This is a genomic window from Hyphococcus flavus, assembly GCF_028748065.1.
GTDB classification, from domain to species: domain Bacteria; phylum Pseudomonadota; class Alphaproteobacteria; order Caulobacterales; family Parvularculaceae; genus Hyphococcus; species Hyphococcus flavus.
Map to the genome: position 1 here is coordinate 1311888 of NZ_CP118166.1, position 16710 is coordinate 1328597.

General features: G+C 57.1%; 18 protein-coding genes and 1 tRNA gene. 8 read left to right on the forward strand and 11 right to left on the reverse strand.

The annotated features are described in order from the left end of the window. Positions 1–169: 169 nt before the first annotated feature. Positions 170–427 (reverse strand): hypothetical protein, encoded by a 258-nt coding sequence (locus PUV54_RS06315; protein ID WP_274494756.1) that lies wholly within the window; start codon positions 425–427, stop codon positions 170–172. A gap of 172 nt (positions 428–599) precedes the next feature. Here PUV54_RS06315 and PUV54_RS06320 point away from each other — a divergent pair, with 172 nt between their 5' ends. The 7 genes from PUV54_RS06320 to PUV54_RS06350 all read left to right on the forward strand — a co-directional run bounded on the left by PUV54_RS06320 (position 600) and on the right by PUV54_RS06350 (position 5367). Next, entirely contained in the window at positions 600–866 is a 267-nt protein-coding gene (locus PUV54_RS06320) for a hypothetical protein (RefSeq protein WP_274494757.1), read from the forward strand. A gap of 27 nt (positions 867–893) precedes the next feature. Further along, positions 894–1145 (forward strand): hypothetical protein, encoded by a 252-nt coding sequence (locus PUV54_RS06325; protein WP_274494758.1) that lies wholly within the window; start codon positions 894–896, stop codon positions 1143–1145. Between the two features lie 105 nt (positions 1146–1250). Then, positions 1251–1895 (forward strand): imidazole glycerol phosphate synthase subunit HisH, encoded by a 645-nt coding sequence (gene hisH, locus PUV54_RS06330; RefSeq protein WP_274494760.1) that lies wholly within the window; start codon positions 1251–1253, stop codon positions 1893–1895. Continuing rightward, positions 1892–2638 carry a 1-(5-phosphoribosyl)-5-[(5-phosphoribosylamino)methylideneamino]imidazole-4-carboxamide isomerase gene (gene hisA, locus PUV54_RS06335; RefSeq protein WP_274494761.1) on the forward strand — a complete coding sequence of 249 codons (747 nt, stop codon included), beginning with the start codon at positions 1892–1894 and terminating at the stop codon, positions 2636–2638. Before hisH ends, hisA begins: the two co-directional genes overlap by 4 nt. Before the next feature lie 69 nt (positions 2639–2707). Further along, positions 2708–4240 carry a CYTH and CHAD domain-containing protein gene (locus PUV54_RS06340; protein ID WP_274494762.1) on the forward strand — a complete coding sequence of 511 codons (1533 nt, stop codon included), beginning with the start codon at positions 2708–2710 and terminating at the stop codon, positions 4238–4240. Positions 4241–4249: 9 nt separating this feature from the next. After that, positions 4250–5020 carry an imidazole glycerol phosphate synthase subunit HisF gene (hisF, locus tag PUV54_RS06345; protein WP_274494763.1) on the forward strand — a complete coding sequence of 257 codons (771 nt, stop codon included), beginning with the start codon at positions 4250–4252 and terminating at the stop codon, positions 5018–5020. A gap of 11 nt (positions 5021–5031) precedes the next feature. Then, positions 5032–5367, forward strand: a complete 336-nt coding sequence (locus tag PUV54_RS06350; RefSeq protein ID WP_274494764.1) for a phosphoribosyl-ATP diphosphatase — start codon at positions 5032–5034, stop codon at positions 5365–5367. 62 nt (positions 5368–5429) lie between these two features. Here PUV54_RS06350 and PUV54_RS06355 read toward each other — a convergent pair whose 3' ends face one another. From PUV54_RS06355 to PUV54_RS06370, 4 genes are all read right to left on the reverse strand, one after another. Next, on the reverse strand, positions 5430–7307 hold the full coding sequence (locus PUV54_RS06355; protein ID WP_274494766.1) for a M2 family metallopeptidase: 1878 nt from the start codon (positions 7305–7307) through the stop codon (positions 5430–5432). Positions 7308–7378: 71 nt separating this feature from the next. Then, positions 7379–7933, reverse strand: coding sequence for a demethoxyubiquinone hydroxylase family protein (locus tag PUV54_RS06360; protein WP_274494767.1), 555 nt, complete (start codon positions 7931–7933; stop codon positions 7379–7381). Further along, positions 7930–8472: a disulfide bond formation protein B gene (locus PUV54_RS06365; RefSeq protein WP_274494768.1), complete on the reverse strand. Its 543-nt coding sequence runs from the start codon at positions 8470–8472 to the stop codon at positions 7930–7932. Before PUV54_RS06365 ends, PUV54_RS06360 begins: the two co-directional genes overlap by 4 nt. A 68-nt stretch (positions 8473–8540) precedes the next feature. After that, a complete protein-coding gene (locus PUV54_RS06370; RefSeq protein ID WP_274494769.1) occupies positions 8541–9200 on the reverse strand; it encodes an exopolysaccharide biosynthesis protein in 660 nt (219 codons plus the stop codon). Between the two features lie 143 nt (positions 9201–9343). Between PUV54_RS06370 and PUV54_RS06375 the strand changes: the two genes are divergently transcribed. Beyond that, positions 9344–9428, forward strand: a tRNA-Leu gene (locus PUV54_RS06375). Between the two features lie 189 nt (positions 9429–9617). Here PUV54_RS06375 and PUV54_RS06380 read toward each other — a convergent pair. From PUV54_RS06380 to PUV54_RS06405, 6 genes are all read right to left on the reverse strand, one after another. Next, complete coding sequence (locus PUV54_RS06380; protein WP_274494770.1) at positions 9618–10679, reverse strand: right-handed parallel beta-helix repeat-containing protein; 1062 nt, start codon at positions 10677–10679, stop codon at positions 9618–9620. Positions 10680–10690: 11 nt separating this feature from the next. Further along, a complete protein-coding gene (locus PUV54_RS06385) occupies positions 10691–11977 on the reverse strand; it encodes a peptidoglycan-binding protein (RefSeq protein WP_274494771.1) in 1287 nt (428 codons plus the stop codon). 240 nt (positions 11978–12217) lie between these two features. Continuing rightward, entirely contained in the window at positions 12218–12490 is a 273-nt protein-coding gene (locus PUV54_RS06390) for a sulfurtransferase TusA family protein (RefSeq protein ID WP_274494772.1), read from the reverse strand. A gap of 105 nt (positions 12491–12595) precedes the next feature. After that, positions 12596–15337 (reverse strand): TonB-dependent receptor plug domain-containing protein, encoded by a 2742-nt coding sequence (locus tag PUV54_RS06395; RefSeq protein ID WP_274494773.1) that lies wholly within the window; start codon positions 15335–15337, stop codon positions 12596–12598. Positions 15338–15600: 263 nt separating this feature from the next. Then, positions 15601–16353: a slipin family protein gene (locus tag PUV54_RS06400; protein ID WP_274494774.1), complete on the reverse strand. Its 753-nt coding sequence runs from the start codon at positions 16351–16353 to the stop codon at positions 15601–15603. Positions 16354–16390: 37 nt separating this feature from the next. Beyond that, positions 16391–16705, reverse strand: coding sequence for an NfeD family protein (locus PUV54_RS06405; protein ID WP_274494775.1), 315 nt, complete (start codon positions 16703–16705; stop codon positions 16391–16393). Between the last annotated feature and the right edge of the window lie 5 nt (positions 16706–16710).

The window sequence follows — 16710 nt, forward strand, 5'->3', positions numbered from 1 at the left end:
CCGCAGCATAACCTGTTAAGCCCAGGCAGAGAAAATCGCTCATAAGCCGCCAGCTTCGCCTAATACCAACGCCGGCACAACGATTGTTTTAAAACTGTTAGCGCCCCAGCGCTGGCGAAAAGCGGCAACTTTTTTCAGGGATAACGAGAGTAAATTGCGGCGGTCGCGCTTATGGCGCAAAATATAAGTAGGCAATGGTAATCAGAATCACTGCACCGGCGACGGACGCGGCGAGAATGTAACGAACGTGGTCGCCAGTGTGACCCTGCCGTACCTCTTCGGTAGTCAGTTTTTCAGCGGAATCGCTCGCTGTGTCGCTATTGCCAACCCGCAAGGTGTCAGCACTGTTTTCCGCTTCTTCCGGATCTTTTGTTGCGTCATTACGAGGTTCTTCGCCTTTGCGGATCGAGTCTGAATCATTTGTCATGCCCAGCTAACACGGCTTGTCTAATATCGTTCCTTTTCGGTGCGAGATTCAATTGACCTCATCTGCGATTTCCGCTGACATCCGCCTGGGTTGGGAAATGCTGCGCCCTCTTGTTGTGTTTTTTTGATGTTGCGTATTTCGCGGGCGTAAAACCGATAAGGGGTTTAACTACATGAAATTGAAGAGATTTTTGGCGATCGCTGCGGTGTCTGGATTAGCGTTTTCGCCGTCCTTTGCCGGCGAGCTGGCGGACGCCTGTGTTGCCGCGCTTGAAGCTGACGGGCGCGATGCGTCAGGCTGTGGATGCCTGGAAGAAGAGGTAATCGCTCGTGACATCGTCGATGAGATGATGGCGCTTGGCGAAATTGAAGATCCAGCCGAGCGGTATGAGGCCGCGTCAGATGACGCCAAGGCCGCTATGGATAAATGCACGCGTTAGAAAACAATAAGAGGAGGAACCTGAGAAATGAAAAAAATGCTGATTGCAATGTCTGTATTGGGGCTTGCTGTATCCCCTACCCTCGCGGGCGATCTTGAAGAATACTGTGTCGGCTACACCACTGAAAGTGGCGGCGATCCGTCTGGCTGTTCATGCCTTGCTGATGCGGCTGACGACGCGATGGCCGAAGAACTGATGGGCGTTGAAAGCGAAGCAGATATGGAAATGCTCAGCGATGCGTCGAAAGAAGCGATCGCGGCCTGCTGGCCGGACGCTTAACCGCACGATCCAGCAAATCACCTGTGACAAGGCGCGCCCTGCCCGGCGCGCCTTTTCTTTGTGCATCGCACTTGTCTCTTTTGGGGTCCGGGCTACAAGCGCGCCATGGCTGAGAAAGTCGCAATTATCGATTACGGGTCGGGTAATCTGCGGTCCGTTGAGAAAGCGGTGGAACGCGCGGCCCGTGAAGCCGGGCTCGCCCGGCATATCACCGTGACGTCAGACCCTGACGACATCGCCGGGTCTGACCGGGTCATACTGCCCGGCGTTGGCGCTTTTGCCGCCTGTATGGCCGGGCTTGCAGCCCGCGACGGCGTGCTCGAGGCGCTGGAACATGCGGTGCTGGTGAACTGCCGCCCGTTTCTGGGCGTATGTGTCGGGATGCAGTTGCTTGCCACGCAGGGTCTGGAATTTGGATCAAGCGAAGGGCTTGGCTGGATCCCTGGATCCGTTGTTCCTTTGAAGCCTTCAACTCATCATCGTTCCCCGCATATGGGCTGGAATGACGTCACGTCTCTTTCCTCTCACCCTGTTTTTGACGCTCTTGATGGTGAAGCGTTTTATTTCGCTCACTCTTACCGGTACGCAGCGGAAAATGACGCGCACGCTTTGGCTGTTGTCGAGCATGGCGAAAGTATTACTGCATTGATTGGCCGCGATAATTTGTTAGGCGCGCAGTTCCACCCGGAAAAGAGCCAGAAAGCGGGTCTCGTTTTTCTGGGGCATTTCCTTCACTGGTCGCCGTCATGAAGGCATCCTCAAAACATACTTTCAAGCTTTATCCAGCGATCGATTTGAAAGATGGCGCATGCGTTCGCCTGCTGCACGGCCGCATGGATGACGCCACAGTGTACAATCAAGACCCAGGCAGTCAGGCGGCTGCATTCGAGGCGGCGGGTTTTGATTGGGTCCATATTGTAGACCTCAATGGCGCGTTTGCCGGGAAAGCGATAAACGCTGCGGCGGTAGGTGCGATCCTGTCAACAATATCGATCCCTGCTCAGCTTGGCGGCGGTATCCGCGATATGTCGGCGGTAGAACGCTGGCTGGGGGCTGGTATGGCCCGCGTCATCCTCGGTACGGCTGCGGTCCATGATCCGGAATTCGTGAGCGAGGCTTGCCGGAACTATCCGGGTCAGATTGTACTTGGCGTTGACGCTCGCGATGGAAAGGTCCGGACTGAAGGATGGGATGGGGAAACCGACCTCACGCCCGCCGAGATCGTCAAGCGCTATGCAGACGACGGTCTTGCAGCCGTCATCTATACCGATATCAGCCGCGACGGCGCCCTGCAGGGCGTCAATGTCGAGGCGACGGCGGCGCTGGCCGAGGCAGCGGGGATTCCGGTTATCGCTTCGGGCGGCGTTGCGTCCGCGCAGGACATCAAGGCCCTCAAGGCCGCCCATGCCAATATAGAGGGTGTGATTATGGGCCGGGCCCTATATGACCGCCGCATTGAGCCTGCCGAAGCCCTAGCGGCTGCCGCGGGGTAGGGCCTACTGGCCGAGGCATTATATTGGGCCTATGATCCAATGCAGTAGGAGTATGGGGGCTGACCTGCCATGACGGCCGGGCGGACGGAGTTTGAACTGAAGTTCACCGGCGCGCCGGGGGACGTTGCTGCGCTGCAACGAGGCGATTTCATCGCTAGCGTCGCGCCCAATGGTGGCGCATGGGAGCGTCTGTCTTCCACCTATTACGACACGCCCGATGAGCGCCTTGCCAGTTCCGGGATTAGTTTAAGACTGCGAGAGGAGGGCGGCAGGCTCGTTCAGGCTGTGAAAACTCGCGGCCAAAGCTCAATCGCGCGCATAGAGTACGAGATCGAAATCCCTAACCAGCGGCGCTTTCCGGCGGCGACGGGCGACGATGCCATAGACGGCGAAATCGCTGCGCTTCAACCGGTGCTGGAGCCGATCGCCGGCACGCATGTTGACCGCTGGGCGGTGGAAGTTGTTTTTCGCGATACGCGTTTTGAATTAGCCATCGACATTGGCCGCTCTGTCTGCCGCGACGCAGAGGGCGGGGACTTTGCCGCTCCTCTGGCTGAGGTTGAACTGGAACTTATTGACGGTGATCCTGCGCGGCTGTTTGATTTTTCCAGGCTTCTGTCCAAGCAGGCGCCGCTCAGGTTTTCCGCGCGTTCAAAACTCGAAGCGGCGCGGAGGCTGGCCTCGCCACCAACCCTCATTCCGCCTGCGCCGCGCACGCAAATACGCCTTCAGATGAGCGCGGCTGATGCGCTGCAAAATTCCCTGAACGATATCGCAGCCCGCATCGGAGACATGCAAGGGTTTTTACTCGATTACCGCATGCCGGCGGGCGTTCATCAGATGCGCGTGGCGCTGCGGCGTCTGCGGTCAATCGAACGGGTGTTTCGGCCGTTTATGAAAGGCGACGAGTTACTATCTCTGGCGCGTCGCGCAAAATATTTTGCTGGCGCGCTGGGTCCGGCAAGAGACTGGGATGTGTTTATTGGTCAAACACTGCCGCTGACATCCGCCGCGGAAACTGATTTGGCTGGGGTCTCCATGCTAAAGTCGCGCGCGGAAACGATCCGCGCCGAAGCCTGGGCTGACGCCGTTGCTGTCATTTCAAGCACCAAATTTTCTGAGTTCGTTCTAGATCTGGTGGAAGCTGGCGCGCTTGCTCGCTGGCGCAGCGCCACTAGAAAGCAGATGCGCTTGGCCGTTGAGGAATTTGCGCCCGCAGCACTCGATAAGGCGCTAAAAAAAGCCGTGAAAGTCGCCGCTGAGACGCCTGTGGATGCGGGGCTCAGCGTGCGCCACCCTCTGCGCATCGCTTTGAAAAAACTGCGTTATCCGGTTCAGCTCTTCCGGCCTGTATACGCCAAGGCCCCGCGGAAAGAATATATGTCTAAAATGTCGATGCTCCAGGATGCATTCGGCGCGGTAAATGATGCGGTGGTCGCGCAAAGGCTCGCAGATCTCGCATCAACGGGACAAGGCGCCGAAGCGATCCGCGCCGCCGGTTTTGTGGCTGGATACAGAGCTGCTGAGGCGCAAGGCGCTGCTGAGGTCATTGACGAGGCTTGGCGGACGTTCGAAAAGATGACGCCCTTCTGGCGGTTATAGGTTTTCTGAATGCTCAATATACGGATTATTCCCTGTCTCGATGTTAAGGATGGGCGCATCGTGAAGGGCGTCAATTTCGTAAACCTGCGCGACGCCGGCGATCCGGCCGCAGCGGCGGAGGCTTATGATGCGGCTGGCGCTGACGAGCTTTGTTTTCTCGATATTTCGGCAAGCCATGAGGGCAGGGGCGTTCTGCTGGATAAGATATCCATGGTGGCCGAGCGCTGTTTCATGCCGCTGACAGTCGGCGGCGGCGTCAAATCGCTCGATGATTTTCGCTCGGTGCTGCTTGCTGGCGCTGATAAAGTGGCGATCAACACGGCGGCGGTGAAAACGCCGGAGTTAATTAACAAGGCGGCGGAAAGGTTCGGCGCCCAATGCATAGTCGTCGCTATTGACGCCAAACGGGTAGGCGAGGGTTGGGAGATATTCACCCATGGCGGGCGAAACGCGACGGGCCTAAATGCAATCGATTTTGCAAAAGACGTTGTCGCGCGGGGCGCGGGCGAAATCCTGCTGACCTCCATGGACCGAGATGGCGTCAAGACGGGCTATGACATTACACTTACGCGGGCTGTCGCCGAGGCGGTGAATGTGCCGGTGATTGCCTCCGGCGGCGCAGGCGCGGCCCAGCATCTTGTCGAAGCGGCGACGATGGGCAAGGCGTCTGCCGTGCTCGCCGCATCGATTTTTCATTTTGGTGAAGTTTCCATCGCTGAAGCGAAAGCCGCCATGGCGGCGGCGGGGCTGCACGTGCGGCAAGCGGCGAGGGTGGCCTGAGGGAGAATGCGATGACCAACAAAGACGTCGAAATCGGCGCTGTTCTGACCCGGCTTGAGGAAACGGTCGCTGCGCGGAGAGGCGCCAGCGCTGACGCATCCTACACCGCAAGTCTTCTCGCTGGCGGTCCGCAAAAATGCGCGAAAAAATTTGGCGAGGAAGCGGTGGAGGCCGCGCTTGCCGCCGTATCCGGCGACAAGACGCACATATCTGAAGAAGCAGCAGACGTGCTCTATCATTTAATCGTTATGCTGAACGTTTCCGGTATCACCATGGATGATGTCGCGCGTGTTTTAGTGCGCCGGGAAGGCGTCTCAGGCCATCAGGAAAAGGCCAGCCGCCAATAACGAAAAATAGATCATAAAAAAGCCCCGCCGAAGCGGGGCTTTTTGTTAGAAGAACGCTTGCCTTACCAGCCGCAGGTGCGGTCAGCGTTTTGTTCTTGCAGCCAGGTCATCAATGGCGCGAAATATTCTACCATGGCTGATCCGTCCATTTCGCGTGTGCCGGTGAACGCTTCCAGCGCTTCCGGCCATGGTTTTGATTGACCCATTTCCAGCATGGCGTTGAAGTTTTCACCGACTTCTTCAGAGCCGAAAATCGAGCAACGGTGCAGCGGCCCGTCCCAGCCGGCTTGCTCGCAAGCAGCTTTCAGGAACTGGAACTGCAGGATGTGCGCGATGAAATAGCGAGTGTAAGAGACGTTATTCGGGATATGGTATTTACCGCCGGCGTCAAAATAATCGGACGAGCGCTCAACAGGCGGGCGAATGCCCTGATACTGTTCGCGCAACGCCCACCAGCCGTCATTATAAGTAGCGGGCGTTAACTCGCCTGAAAACACCTGCCAGCGCCATTTGTCCATAAGCAGGCCAAAAGGCTGGAACGCGACTTTTTCAAGCGCTGCTTGCATCAAGAGGCCAACATCTTTCGATGCGTCCGGCTCTTCATCGATAAGGCCAAGCTGTTTGAGATAGCTTGGCGTGATCGACAAGCCGACCATGTCTCCAATAGCCTCGTGGAAGCCGCCATTGGCGCCGCCCTGAAAGATCGGCGACTGGTCTTTATACGCACGCTGATAATAATTATGGCCAAGTTCATGGTGCACAGTCTGGAAGTCGTCAGCGTTTACCTTGGTGCACATCTTGATGCGGATATCGTCCTGACCGTCCAGGTTCCATGCCGAAGCGTGGCAGGCGACTTCACGGCCTTCGGGTTTGGTGATCTGCGAACGCTCCCAGAATGTATCGGGTAGAGGGTCAAACCCTAGCGAAGAAAAGAAAGCCTCTCCGGTCTCGACCATTTTCACGGCGTCATAGCCGTTATCGTTCAAGAGCGCCGTCAGATCGTAGCCAGGATCAGCGGCGCCGGGGGCGACAAGATCATAAACATTGCCCCAGCTTTGGGCCCACATGTTGCCGAGAAGATCGGCGCGGATCGGCTGGTCGAGCGGCACGACGCTATCGCCATATTCCTCGTTCAGTTCTGCGCGAACATGGCAATGCAGCTCGTCATAGAGCGGTTTCACCTGACCCCATAGCCGATCTGTTTCCGCCGCAAATTCCTCAGAGGGCAGATCATATCGCGCGCGCCACATGGTGCCTACATCGTCGAAACCAAGCTCGCGGGCGCCCTCATTGGCGATTTCGACCATGGAGGCGTAATCTTCCTTCATGGTCGTGTCGGCGTCAGTTTGTGCAACAGGCACCTCGCGCCACTTGACCCAGATTTCCTGAAGTCTTGCGGGGTCGCGTACAGTGCCCATCATTTCTTCCAGATCGACACGCGGCGTTTCTTCGCCATCAAGCGTGATTTTGCCGGTGGCGTATGTTGACGCCATCCGCGTGTTTATCTCCGACAGTTCCTTTGCCGCACCCTGGCGTTCCGGCGCTGGCAAATTGAGGCCGAGTTTGACCAGCTCGATCTTGCGGCGCATTTCCGCCGGCAGTTCAAGATCATTGAAACGCTTGGCTTCGTTGGCGAACTTGACGCCCATTTCGGTGCCTTCGGCCGACATGCGCGTGTTCAGCCAGTCCGTGTCGTAATTGATATAGGTTGCATTGACCCAGGCGATGCGTGCCGAGTACTCGCCGAACTCTCGATAGAATGTTTCAACCTTTTCGATGAATTCCTGCGCCTCGCCAACGGTCGGTTCCCCCGACGATTGAGACGATGCTTGGGTTGATGTTTCTTGCGTTTGCGATTGGCCAGAACAGGCTGAGACAAGCGCCAGTGATGAAACAGCAATCAGCGCGCCCGCTGGGGCGCGCATATATTTTTTAATCATGGAAACTCCGTATGTGACCTTCTCGGGCCGCATACTAGCGAGGCGGGCAAAGGGAAGCAAAAGGCTTGGCGTCAAACTTTTTCGGCTATTTTTATTGCAACGCGGCATCCGGCGCGGATTGCCGCTGACAGCAGCCCATAGCCGGGCGCCTCGCGCGCGCCCTCATTTTCCGCCGTGTGCTTATGTTCAAGCTCGTCATCTCGAAATTGGCGAACGGTGCCGGCGAGCTCTGGCTCGACTGTCTCCAACTCGTCGATTTGCTCGGCGTAGTGTTTCTCGATGACGTCTTCGACCGCTTCGGTGCAGGCCATGGCGGCTTTCTCGCCCATCAGGGCCGTTGCCGCACCCAGCCCGAAGCCGGCTGCGTTCCAGAACGGGGATAACAATGACGGGCGAATTTTGCGCTCGGCAAGAAGGCGATCAAAAGTTTCGAGATGATGCGCTTCACCCGCCTCCATCTCTTCCAACACGTTCGCAGTGTGCTGCTTGTGGGGGAGCTTTTCAAAAACAGCCCGTTGTCCGCGATAGATCGCAACGGCGCCATATTCGCCCGCATGATCGACGCGCAGCATGTCGCCGATCCGGCGTGCGCGCGGTCCCGGCTTATGCGGAGAGGGTTCGCTCATGCCGCGCCGCCTCGCCGGAAACGTCTGGCGCTGCGCGATTCCTGCAGCGCAGCGAAAAGGGTAAGCGCAAATAGTCCGGCCGAAACCAGTAAATTGTATCCGGCCATGGAAACGCCGAGGAACCGCCACTGCACGTCCTCGCATGAGGGCCCGGTGGAGGGCTGATTCAAGGATGCGGCGACATCGGTAAGATCAACGGTTCCGCCAGCGGCGCAAAGCGCCGGTCCTGGCCAGTACCCATATTCAACGCCGATATGAAAAAAGGCGAGGCCCGCGCTGACCGCGTAAACCAGCGCCGCAGCGCCGACGGCGCTCGCCGCAGCGAGTTTGGATTTGAAAATCCGTGCGAGCGCGAGGCCCGCGCCGGCGACCGCCAATGCCGTCCAGTGCGCTTCACGCTGATCGAGACAAAGAATGCAGGGTATGAGACCGCCAACCCGCTCAAACAGATGCGCGCCTGCGAGCAGGGCGGCGCTGGCGATAAAGCTGAAGCCCAGCGCGCGTTCGGTAAAAGAAAAGCGTGCAATGAATTGGCGCATGCAAACAGATATAACGCCGAACAGGAGCGGGGCGGCTAAGGCGGATCGTCACATCTTGGCGATTGCCGCTAAGTCCTGGCGGCGATCCATCCGCGAATGAGATCAACTGCTTCCGCGCCGAGAAACAGCAGCAAAAACACCCACATAAATCCAAGCAGCAGGCCGAGAATAACAAGCACGCCGTCCCGTTCAATCAGGCCGAGCGCCATGATCGCAACGCCGATCCCGGGCACGGTATTCGTCGATGGAAGCGGCGTCAGAATTGATGCGATGGGAATCAGCGCAAGCCCGCCCACAAGACGCACGCCTACTCGACCCGTTACAGGCTTAAGACGCGGCGTCGCGATGCGTTCAACCCAGCCCACATATTTTTCCGCCCGGGTCAGCACCGATTGAAAAGCATCAAGAGAAAATGAGCGCTCGTGCAGCTTTTTCGGCAGCCATGGATGGCGTCCGCCTGCCGCCAGTTGTCCTGCAAGGGCCAGCATCGGCAAGGCTACGATTTGCGGCAACAGGTAAACGAAAGGCAGACAGCAAGGCAACGCAAGCAATAGCAACAAAAACCCGAACGCGCGCTCATCGAGGTTTTCGACAACGTCGCCAAGCCTCGCGGTTTGTTTTTCAGTCGCCGTCGCTGAAGATTGAAGACGCAGTTTGTCCAGCACATCCTGTAAAACGCGCGTTGCGCCGCGCATTGGCGCAGCCGGTTGGCCGTCAGCGGCGGTCATGAGATGTTCCTGCATAAAAACACGCTTAGCGATGTAGGACGCTTTGGCCCATCTCAACAGAGCCGTCTTAATAAAACCTCATTATCGCTTGACCCGTTAGGCGCGCCACCTAATATGCCGCCCTCACCGTTGCCGGTATAAATGCCCCTCTGGCGGAACTGGTAGACGCGCTGGATTCAAAATCCAGTTCCTTCGGGAGTGCCGGTTCGATTCCGGCGGGGGGCACCACGAGCCGGAAACGTTCGCGGAGCGAACGCAGTCCGGCGAGATCGGCAAGCTCTCTACAAATGCGATGGATTCCGGCCCACGCCCGCTTACGCTTTCGAACTTAAGAGCCGAAAAGCCAAATGCGTTGCCTCTCCAACAAAAAACCCCGCCGAAGCGGGGTTTTGATATTTCTATGTGAGAGGCGTTGTACTAGCAGCGGCCCCTGCGGCGATCGCGTTTAGAGCAATTATCGCCGCCATTGTTTTCGATGAAGTTGTTGGTGACTTTCGGCTCCAGCCCTTCACGCACGAAGATAGACAGCCCGTCATTACCGACAATGTCGTTGTCTTCGATGACGCCGTTGACGCCGAACGGCACCGCAACACCATCGCCTGAGTTTTGCGCGATTTCATTATAGCGCACCAGCGAGAGCTTGGCATATTTGTCGAGGATCACGCCTGAGCCCTTGTTGTTACGGATCTTGTTGCCGATCAGTTTCGCTGCGCCATAGCCAGAAGACTTCACGCCAGAGTCGAGATTGTCGAATATCTCATTGCCGGCGATGACCACGTCAGCGCGGCTGCCAGAGGCGATATCGACGCCGACTTTGTTCTGAAGGATTTTGTTGTCAATGATGAAGCTCTGTGACAGCGAGTGCTGCTGAGCCACAAAGACGCCTTCGGAACCTGCGCTGATGCGGTTCTTCTCAAGCATCACCGTGCCGCCGCTGATGCGCACAGCCGGGCGAATGCCGGAGCCCAGAACATCACTTTCCTTCAGCGTGAAAACGCCCTGATCGACATCGATGCAGGCATTGGCGGAAGAGTTGATCTTCGCCTTGAACTGCACGTTCGCGACAACGGCGTGTTTGGTTCCATCCTCAGGTGAGAATTTGAGGCATGGCGTGTTCATGGGCGCTGAAATTTCAACACCTGACCCCGGGCCGCGATCGCCCTGGATAAAGATCGATTTATCAAGCGAGATCGTTTCGTTGTAGACGCCGTGCATGACGTAAACGACGCCGCCTTCAGCCACGTCGTCGATCGCCTGAGAGATCGTCTTGTAAGGGCCGGGGCCGTTTACATCGACGATGATTTGCATCGGGCCTTTTCTGTTTGTGCCGCCAGAACTCGACCCCGTTGAGGTGCCTGCGGCCGGTTCGTGGATTGGGAACCCGCCCAGGGATTGAGCGTTTGCACTCGCCGCCATCATGCTGATCGCGAATGCGCCGGCGGCGATGGGGGTAATGCGGTTGATCATTGTACGGTTCATGTCAAATACCCCTACTGGATGTCACGCGTATATTCGAAGCTAAGACGGCGTAGCGCGTCGTTTGCCGGCGTATAACCGAGCGCCGAAGCGCGGGCCAAATGGTAAGCCGACTTGCGCTCGTCCGGCGCGATTTCGTTCAGCCCTGTGGTGCCGTCGCGATAAACCACGCCAAGCGCGTAATGAGCGATGGAAAGGTCATGGTCCGCCGCAGCCGTAAGCCAGCGAACGGCCTGCTCGCCATCCTGCTCAACGCCAATGCCGCGAACATGCATGATGCCGTAGACGTATTGCGACATCGGGTGCTCTGCCTGGGCTGCGTCCTGAAAGAGATCAACAGTTTGACGCGGCGTCAGAACGCCCGTCACGACGGACTGCTTTTCTTCTTCGCTCATGTCGAAGTCACGGGCGACTGTCGAATACTGGAAGCGGCGGATGGCGCCGCGCGTCGCCGGGCCAAGGCTGTTATCAACAGCGCCGGCGCGGAAACCCAGTGCGTTGAGCGAGCGTTGGATAAGCTCCACGTCAATATCGGAAACCGCTTCAAGCGCATCCGCCATGCGGATTTCTTCAAGTTCTCTCTTAAGGCGCTCAAGCTCTTCCTGCTGGCGTGTCTTGCCGGTGTGCTCCGGCGGCAGCGGCGGCTGCCACTCTTCAGCATTTTCCAGAGCCAGCTTGATTTCTTTCGGGTTCATCAGCGGCTCAAGGAACTCATAAGCAGCGCTGGCTTCGCCGACGCCTCGCTCTTTTGCGAGCGAGTACATTTGCAGCGCTTTGGTGTTGCTTTTCTCAAGGCCCGCGCCCTTCTGATACATCTCGCCCAGGCGATAAATGTCATAGGCGCTGCCGGCTTCGAACGTGCGGGAGATAAGGTCTTCTGCTTTGTTGACGTCGGATGAACTCATCCGGAAGCGAATATCGGTCAAGCGTGCTTCAGCAAGGATCTGCGCGTTGACCTCAGCGGCGGTGGGAAGTTGGTATGCGGAAAAATCGTGATAGGCGGCGAGGGTGTACCACAAAAGCGCCTGCACATTATCAACCGGGATTTCTTCAAGCGGCGTCGCGGCGCCCTCGGAGACTTCCAGCATCTTGCCGGAATAAACATCGCCGAGAATTTTCTTCGAGCGAATATCGCCAGCGACAGCAAACCGGCGCCACAAATCCAGCGCCTGCGAATACTGTCCGTTTTTATAGGCCTGAATGCCAGCTTCATATGTTGCATGGGCCGGGGCCGTCGCCATCGCCAAGAATGACGCAGCTACAAGGCCGCCGATCATACGGCGCGCTTTTCCAATCAGCATCTTCGGATCTCTTTCCATATCCCCGCTTCCCCTCGACAGAACGCCCACGCCGTAACTGGCTGGATGGGCTCCCTGAACACCTTGCCAAACGGGCCATCCCCGGACCGTCAGACATCTTGATTCAACCCATTAAAGCACGCATTGCTGCGTGTCTCCACATTAACCTTTACCATTAATGAAAGCAAAAGGGCGCCCCCCGGTCAGGGCGGGAGAGGGCGTTTTGTGCTCAACCCTGCGTGGTCAGGCCGGATTCCCCCCGCGCGTGACCCGAAAGACGCAGATCGGGGTATCGGGGCGCCCCTCATCAGGCAGGCGTTCGCTTAAGTGCCCGGATTCACTGCAGAAATGTGGAATGTCGATGGCGGCGAGCGGGTCGTCCGCCTTGATGATCAGGCTCGCGCCCGGGGCCAAGCGCCTCAAGCCCGCCTCCATGCGAATGACCGGCATCGGGCAGCGGTACCCGCAAGCGTCAATTATATCAATATTATCAGCGTCTTGGGATTTCGGGGCCATGGTCGGCCTTTTTTAGCGTAAACGCTGGTTTAGCGAAAACGCTGGGCAAGAAAAAACCCTGGCGCGGGAAGGCGCCAGGGTTGAAAAGAAGTGATCCGGTTTCGACTAGAGTTCGAGGTCGACGCCGAAATAGAGCAGTGCGCCGCGCGGATCGTGTACCTTGGAGTCAAACCCGCCGTTGGTGGCGACAAAAGGCGCTGTCGTGCCAAAGAGGTTTCTGGCGCCAATGGTTACGGCCGCAAGCTTGTCGCGGTTCATGTACTCGTTGATGGCCAGACGGTATTGAACGTCGATGCGCGTATCAGAGTCGATCGTCGCAAGGCCATTCTGGTCATCAAGATAGCTGTCGATATGGCGCAGGAAGATATTCGCCGAGTGGGCGCCGTTGGTCCAGTTAAGGCCCGTGTTGAGCCTTAGCTGTGGTGATGACGTCCCGAAGTTGTTGAAATTGCGAACGCCCTCGCCATCAACCGCTCCGGCGATCGGATCGATCAGGTCGTAATTCAGCAAGTACGTACCCTGAACAGTTGGGGTGAAGGTGCCGGCTGAACCTGTATCAACCGCCCAGCGCCAAGCGAAATCGAGGCCTGATGTTTTGACCTGGCTCGCGTTGACGTATTGCGTGTTGATCTGAACGACTGTGCCCGCTGGCGAGCGAACGATCGCGGCGCCCATCGGGTCTGCGTTTAGCAGCGCTTGCGGGTTTTGCGGCGTAATGACGTTTTCAAACTTGAAGTTGAAATAGTCGAGGGACATTTCCATGCCCTCAACCGGCAGCCAGGTGAAGCCGCCGTTAAACGCACGCGAGTCTTCCGGCAGGAGTGTGTTGCCAACGACTTGAGCGCCTTGTGAGCGAACTGCGACGAACGCCGTGGCGTTCCCGTTGGCTGGGTCAACGACCTGCTGAAGCGACGTGCCTTGTCCCAACTGCTGGAACACGGAAGGAGCGCGGAAAGAGGTCGAGTATGAGCCGCGCAAGGACAGATAATCCGTCGGGCGCAGCAACAGCGCAATTTTGGGGTCGGTAGTCGATCCGCCTTCGTCATCGCCATAACGCTCGTGACGTACGGCCGCCTGGACGTCAATCCAGTCCGCAATCGGGATGGCCACCTCGACGAAGCCGGCAAAAACGTCTTGTGACCCAGAATAGGGCTGTTCGCCGATCAGGAACGCAAAGCCGTCATTTGTAGAGATTTCATCGAAGTCGGCTTCAAGCTCGGACTTTCTGTACTGGCCGCCGACAGCAACACCCACCGCACCGGCCGGCATTTCGAACAGATCGAATGACGTATAGCCCTCCGCCACCTGCAGCGTTGATTGAAGGTCACGCGTTTGAAACTGAACGATATAGTCTTGAAGCGCTGCGGAGTTAGGGGCGACGCTAAGTGACGTAGAGAACGGATTGTAGAAAGTTCCCACAGCCGGGACAGAGTCGCCAAACGCTGTCAGGAACGGGTTAGCGGAAGTACAATCGGTCCCGCCTGTAAGCCCAGGAACCGCTGGCAGAGAATTAAAACCTGATAGACCGCATTGGAAACGATCAGTGACCGTATCTTCGGTCATGATCGTATAATTGTTCCGTGCGCGGGTATAAGAAATTTCCCAAGAGCCCGTGTCGCCATATTCGCCGTTCAGACTTGCTGACGCGCGCCAGGTTTCGTTATCGGTAAAGTTCGGCGACACGTCGCCGCCAATGCCGATTGCGCGGCCGAAGAAAACAAGTGTCGGGTCGCCAGGGAAGAAGTTGAACGGGTTCGCTGCTGGTCCAAATGCAGCGCCAGGTACTACCGCGCTACCAAGCTGCAGGAACGGAAAGGTTGGTGAGTTGCCGCGAACGTCTTCGTTATCCGCGTAGCCGCCTTCAATATGGAATTCGACCGTGTCAGTGATTTCAAAACTGGCGCTCGCGAATGTCGATAGTCTCTTATTCTCCGTAACGAGATTATAGAACTCGCCAAAGTCAAAACCGCAAAGGCCGATGCCGCTTGACGGTGGTGGTGCTGTCGGGCTTGCCTGCAGAGGGAAGCCGCCCCCAGCAGCACAGCCTGGATCGAGTAGCGGCGTACCAGCGGGCACCATAGGTACCGGCATACCGTCAGCCGTGGTGAAAAAAGCGCCGGGATTACCAAGAGCCGAGGTGTCGTTCGCGGGGACTGAAAGACGGCGCTCTGCAGTCGTGAGCGGCGTCGATTCAGAATAAGCGGCGGCGAACATGATGTTGCCGCGATCAAAATTATAGCCCGCCAGACCTTGAATCTGGAATTCGTTGTAGTCGCCCTGACTCTGGTGGCTGGTGTAGTTACCGGAGAGCGCGATGCCGTGATAATCATCGCGCGTAATAAAGTTCACAACCCCGGCCACGGCATCAGAGCCATAAAGCGCCGAGGCGCCGTCTTTCAGGATTTCAACACGATCAACCGCAATCAGCGGAACCAGCGAGGAGGTGTCAACAAACTGTACACCTTGGTTGGTTTGAGTAGCCGTGGTGACCTGACGTTTGCCATTCAGGATTACAAGTGTTGAACCAAGGCCCAGGCCGCGGAGGTTGATGTTCGTCGTGCCTGTGGTGCCGGACTGGGTAAAAGCATCCGGGTTGTTTTCCGCACCAGAGTTGATGGTCAGGGTCTGGGTGATGTCGGCGATATTGTTCGCGCCGATATCCTCGATGTCGCCTGCGCCGACAGTTTCGAGCGGCGATGGCAGGTCAGCCTGAGACTTTCTTTTGATGAACGAGCCTGTGACGACAATCACGTCATCTGTATCGTCCTGCGCAAATGAAACTTGCGGGGCCGCAATTGCAGCGGCGAGAGCAATAGCGGATGCTCTAACGGCTAGGCCGTGTCTCATAGGTAACCTCCCTGTACGCGCCTGGGTCGGCCCAGGCGTCAAATCGTTTAATACTGCAATGATGAACGAGAACATCGGTCGCGCCAACTGGTCAGCGCAGCACAAATCACCAGAAAGAGATTACAGTGGCGCAATCAATGCTATCTGTTTGGCACTGTTGCGGATTTTCAACACATTCCAAAACAGGGTCTGATCTGCAGTCCAGCCTTTTTAACGCGATGGATCACTGTTTCCGAATTTCGGGTACGGAGTCGCTGATATCGTCAGGGTCGGCGCAATTGCGCCGCCAGCTCGCCCATCGAAAACGGGAAAACGATCGTATTCGTCCGATCCCCAGCGATATCCTGTAGCGAATTGAGGTAGCGCAGCTCCATTGCGCCCGGGGACGTAGCAAGAACGCTCGCCGCCTCAGAGAGTTTCGCGGCAGCTTGGTATTCGCCTTCAGCCAGAATGACCTTTGAGCGTCTTTCCCGCTCAGCCTCGGCTTGCCGGGCGATGGCGCGGATCATCGACTGGTCGACGTCCACATGCTTGATTTCCACATTCGAAACCTTGATGCCCCAGGCTTCGGTCTGCAGGTCGAGGATCTCCTGAATGTCCTTGTTGAGCTTATCGCGTTCCTGCAGCATTTCATCGAGGTCGTGTTTGCCGAGTACGGACCGCAGCGTGGTTTGCGCAAGCTGGCTTGTCGCCGCCATGTAATTTTCAACCTGTACGACGGCGCGCACCGCATCGACCACGCGGTAATAGATCACGGCGTTCACTTTCACCGACACGTTGTCCTGAGAGATCACATCTTGTGTGGGCACATCATGCACAAGTGTGCGCATATCAACCTTGCGCATGACCTGGATCACCGGGATCAGCAGGATCAGGCCGGGTCCGGCGGCTTTTTTGCCGACGCGGCCGAGCGTGAAAATCACCCCGCGCTCATATTCCTTGAGAACCTTGATGATGCTCGTCAAAAGCACAAACGCAAATACGATTATGGGAATAAAAAAGCCGATGCCACCCATGAAGCTCTCCTTGATCTGAATTGCGCCAGAGTGTTTCTCAGGCGTTGTGTTTCCTTACCTTCAGCAATAATCCGTCTACGGCGCTTACTTTGACCTTATCGCCAGCGCTAAGCGCGTCTTTCGATGTCGCGCGCCATAACTCGCCGCCCGCAGAGACGTAGCCTTCTTCGCCGTTCCATTCCACCACTTCCGCGCGGTTGACGGCCATGACTTCGCCAACTCTGAAAGGTGTTTTCCATCGCATGAAGATAAGCCCGTAGAGCTTGGCAAGCGCGACGCCTCCGAATCCAATAAGGCCGGCAACCAGGAAAAACGTCATCGGGTTTGACGGCAGTCCGTCGATTTCGATCATGCCGG